Raw genomic sequence first — 4,120 nt, 5'->3', positions numbered from 1 at the left:
CCCCCCCGGGGGGGCCGCCCCGCCTGGTCGGCGCCGCCGACGCCCTCCGGACGGGCGCGGCGGGCGGACGGCGGTGAACCGGCCGGTCAGGTTGCCGGTGCCTCCACGCGGTCGATGACCAAGGGGAGCGGCTGGGCCCCCGCCGGTTCCAGTTCGGCGGCTCCCGTCAGGGCCTCGGCCGCCGCACGGAAGCGGGACGGGTCGTCGGTGTGCAGGGTGAACAGCGGCCGCCCGGCCCGGACCTTCTCGCCCGGCTTGGCGTGCAGCACCACGCCCGCCCCCGGCGATACCGCGTCCTCCTTGCGCGCGCGGCCCGCCCCCAGGCGCCAGGCCGCGATCCCCACCGCGTGCGCGTCCAAGGACGCCAGCACCCCCGACGCCGGGGCCAGGACCTCCCCGCGCTCCTTCGCCTGCGGCAGCGGCGCGTCCGGGTCGCCTCCCTGCGCGGCGACCATCGCCCGCCACGCGTCCATCGCCGTCCCGTCCGCGAGCGCGTCGGCCGGGTCCTTCGCCCCGCTCAGCCCCGCCGCCTCCAGCATCTCGCGCCCCAGCTCCACGGTCAGGCGCACCACGTCCTCCGGCCCTCCCCCGGCCAGAACCTCCAGGGCCTCCTCCACCTCCAAGGCGTTGCCGACCGCGCGCCCCAGCGGCGCGTCCATCGCGGTCAGCAGCGCACGGGTGCGCACCTTGTGGTCGGTGCCGATGTCGACCATGGCGCGGGCCAGCTCGCGCGCGCTCTCCACGTCCTTCATGAAGGCGCCGGAGCCCACCTTCACGTCGAGGACCAGCGCCCCGGTCCCCTCGGCGAGCTTCTTCGACATGATCGAGGCCGCGATCAGGGGGATCGACTCGACCGTTCCGGTGACGTCGCGCAGCGCGTACAGCCTCCGGTCGGCGGGGGCCAGCCCCGGGCCCGCCGCGCACACGGCGCCGCCGACCTCGCGCAACTGCGCGCGCAGCGCGTCCGGGGACAGGTCGGCCCGCCAGCCGGGGATGGACTCCAGCTTGTCCAGGGTGCCTCCGGTATGCCCGAGGCCGCGCCCCGACAGCTGGGGGACGGCCGCGCCGCAGGCCACCACGGCGGGCGTCAGCGGCAGCGTGATCTTGTCGCCCACGCCGCCGGTGGAGTGCTTGTCGGTGGTGGGCCGGTCCAGCCCGGCCAGGTCCAAGCGCTCCCCCGAGCGCAGCATGGCCTCGGTCCAGTGCGCCACCTCGGCCCGGGTCATGCCGCGCCAGACGATCGCCATGCACAGCGCGGCCATCTGCTCGTCGCTGATGCCGGAGCCGTCGGCGTACCCGGCGATGACCCGGTCGATCTGCTCCCGGGTGAGTTCGGCGCCGTCGCGCTTGGCGGTGATGATGTCGATGGGGTCCATCGATGCCTCCGAGGGGGTCGTACGCGGGGCGGCCTCGGCGGGCCGCCGCGGATGGGGAACGACGAGCGGGGGTCGCAGCCTAGAGAGCGCGCGGGACGGCCCGTAAGGCCCGAACGGGTGGTTCGACGGACGGTTCCCGTGCGGCCCGGCGGGACGGGGCCGGTCACCCCTTCAGGTCGTCGGGCCCGAACGCCTGCGGAAGCAGCGCCCCGAGCGCCGTCGGGCCCTGGGCGGTGTCGACCAGCAGGTCCGGTCCTCCGTGCTCGTGGAGGAGCTGCCGACAGCGCCCGCACGGCAGGAGAGGGCGCCCGTGCCTGTCGACGCACGCCATCGCCCGGAGCCTGCCTCCCCCGGTGGCGTACAGGTCGGACACCAGCCCGCACTCCGCGCACAGGGTCAGCCCGAAGGAGGAGTTCTCCACGTTGCAGCCGGACACGACGCGCCCGTTGTCCGTCAGGCCCGCGGCGCCCACGTGCAGGCCGGAGTAGGGGGCGTAGGCGTGCGCGGCGGCCGCCTGCGCCTCCGCCCGGAGCGTATGCCAGTCGGGTGCGCCCGCGGCGGGTCCTGTCTCGTCCATGCACGGACTCCTTCCCCGCCGCGGGCCCGGCGCAGCGGCCGCGTCCGGCCACCATGATCGGGAACTCCGGTCCCCGCGCCCGGCCGAGGGCCCGGCCCTCGCACCCTCAGCCGCTCCTCCGGCGCCACTGCCGCCCGATGCCCGCCGGTGGCCGCAGCCGTTGCGAGGCCAGCGCCAGGACGAGCAGGGTCGCGATGTACGGGCTGGCGATGACGACCTCGCCGGGCACCGTTTCGGTGGACCAGTACCAGGCCCCCAGGCCGGCGCCCAGAAGCAGGGCCACTCCGGCCGTCCGGAGCGGGCGCAGCCGCCGGCGCCACACGGCCGTCGCGACCGCCCCCAGGACGACCACGAGCAGCGCGCCCGCCAGGAGCAGGAGCAGGGCGTGCACCGCGGGCCCCTGGCCGCGGATCTGGAGCGCGTCGGTGAACCCGAACAGCCCCGCCCCCATGGCCAGCCCGCCCGGCCGCCAGTTGCCGAAGATCATCGCCGCCAGGCCGATGTACCCGCGCCCGCCGGTCTGCCCCTGCTGGTACACCGAGGAGGCCACCATCGCCAGGAAGACGCCGCCCATTCCGGCCAGCCCGCCGGAGACCGCCAGCGCCGCGTACTTGTAGCCGTAGACGTTGACGCCCAGCGACTCGGCGGCGTCCGGGTTCTCCCCGCACGAACGCAGCCGCAGTCCGAACCGGGTGCGCCACAGGATCGCGTACGTCGCCGGGAGCAGCAGCAGGGCGATGAGGGTGACCATGGACATGCCGGTGGTCAACCCGGTGACGATCCCGGCGGCGTCGGAGGCCAGGAACCACCCGCTCTTCTCCACGGGCCGCAGCAGGTCGGCGACGAACGGCAGCCCCACCCGGTCGAAGTCGGGCAGCTGGGGCGACTGGCCCGCCCCGCCGCCGGGGGCGTCCATGAAGTACAGCACCGACAGGTAGCGCATCGCGCCCACGGACAGGATGTTGATGGCCACGCCGGAGACGATGTGGTCGACGCCGAAGGTCACCGTCGCCACCGCGTGCACCAGCCCTCCGGCCATACCGCCGAGGATCCCGGCCGCCAGACCGGCCCACGGGTTGCCGGTGGTCCAGGCCGCGTAGGCGCCGAACCAGGTGCCGAAGACCATCATCCCTTCGAGGCCGATGTTGATGATGCCCGCGCGCTCGGCCCACAGGCCGCCCAGCCCGGCGAGGCCGATGGGAACGGCGAAGGCCAGCATGGTCTGCATCGTGCCGCTCGCGGTCAGCGCGTCCTGCCCGCTGATCTCGCGGACCGCCGACAGCGCGACGAACACCGCGAGCACCAGGCTGAGCACGCGCCACCGGCGCCATGCCGCGCTCCAGCGGGCCGCACGCGCCGCACCGGCACCGGCCGGTGCGGGGCCGGCGCCCGGCGCCGCGGTCGTGTCCCGGCTCATGCGGCCACCTCCGCCCGGCCCAGCTCCTTGCCGACCTGCTGCTGTTCGTAGCGGCGCCCCCACCGGTGCACCACCTCGTAGACGACGACCACGGTGAGCACCACCGTGGCCTGGGTGACCACCGCCATCTCCTTGGGGATGCCGCGGAAGTCCAGCACCAGGGAGGCCTGGTCGAGGAAGCCCCAGAACAGGGCGGCCAGCGCGATGCCCACCGGGTGGTTGCGGCCCAGCAGCGCGATGGCGATGCCGATGAACCCGAGGCCGGCGGGGAAGTCCAGGGCGTAGTAGTGGGAGTCGCCGAGGAGCTGCGGCATGCCGACCAGCCCGGCGACCATGCCGGAGATGACCATCGCCAGCAGCACCATCCGCTTCACGTCGACCCCGCTGGCCTGGGCCGCGGTGGCCGACTGCCCGGTGGCGCGCAGGTCGAAGCCGAACCGGGTGCGCTCCAGCAGCCACCAGTACCCGGCTCCGACGGCGGCGGCGAGCAGCACCAGGCCGAACATGTCGACCCGCGAGCCCATGAAGTCCATGGGCACCGAGGGCACCCACCCCGTCGCGGGGATGGGGCTGGTGCCGATGTTGTTGACGCCGATCTCCACCGCCAGCCGGTCGGTGCTGAGCAGGTAGGCGGTGATGCCGGTGGCGATGGCGTTGAGCATGATCGTGGAGATGACCTCGGAGACGCCCCGGGCCACCTTGAGGAACCCGGCGAGCCCGGCCCACAGGCCGCCGACGGCCACCGCGGTG

4 protein-coding genes are annotated in these 4,120 nt (G+C 74.9%); all 4 read right to left on the bottom strand.

What is annotated here, in order from left to right; translation table 11 throughout:
• Positions 1–86: 86 nt before the first annotated feature.
• A complete protein-coding gene (locus D476_RS0103680) occupies positions 87–1,376 on the bottom strand; it encodes a thymidine phosphorylase (RefSeq protein WP_017622628.1) in 1,290 nt (429 codons plus the stop codon).
• Positions 1,377–1,539: 163 nt separating this feature from the next.
• Positions 1,540–1,953 carry a cytidine deaminase gene (locus D476_RS0103675; RefSeq protein ID WP_017622627.1) on the bottom strand — a complete coding sequence of 138 codons (414 nt, stop codon included), beginning with the start codon at positions 1,951–1,953 and terminating at the stop codon, positions 1,540–1,542.
• Between the two features lie 106 nt (positions 1,954–2,059).
• On the bottom strand, positions 2,060–3,370 hold the full coding sequence (locus D476_RS0103670) for an ABC transporter permease (protein ID WP_017622626.1): 1,311 nt from the start codon (positions 3,368–3,370) through the stop codon (positions 2,060–2,062).
• A partial coding sequence (locus D476_RS0103665) for an ABC transporter permease (RefSeq protein ID WP_017622625.1) occupies positions 3,367–4,120 on the bottom strand: 754 nt, incomplete at its 5' end. The genes D476_RS0103665 and D476_RS0103670, both read right to left, overlap by 4 nt.

Source organism: Nocardiopsis chromatogenes YIM 90109, from assembly GCF_000341185.1.
Taxonomy (GTDB): Bacteria; Actinomycetota; Actinomycetes; order Streptosporangiales; family Streptosporangiaceae; genus Nocardiopsis_A; species Nocardiopsis_A chromatogenes.
Note: the sequence above shows the minus strand (reverse complement) of the source record. Positions and strands in the feature narration are given on the sequence as shown.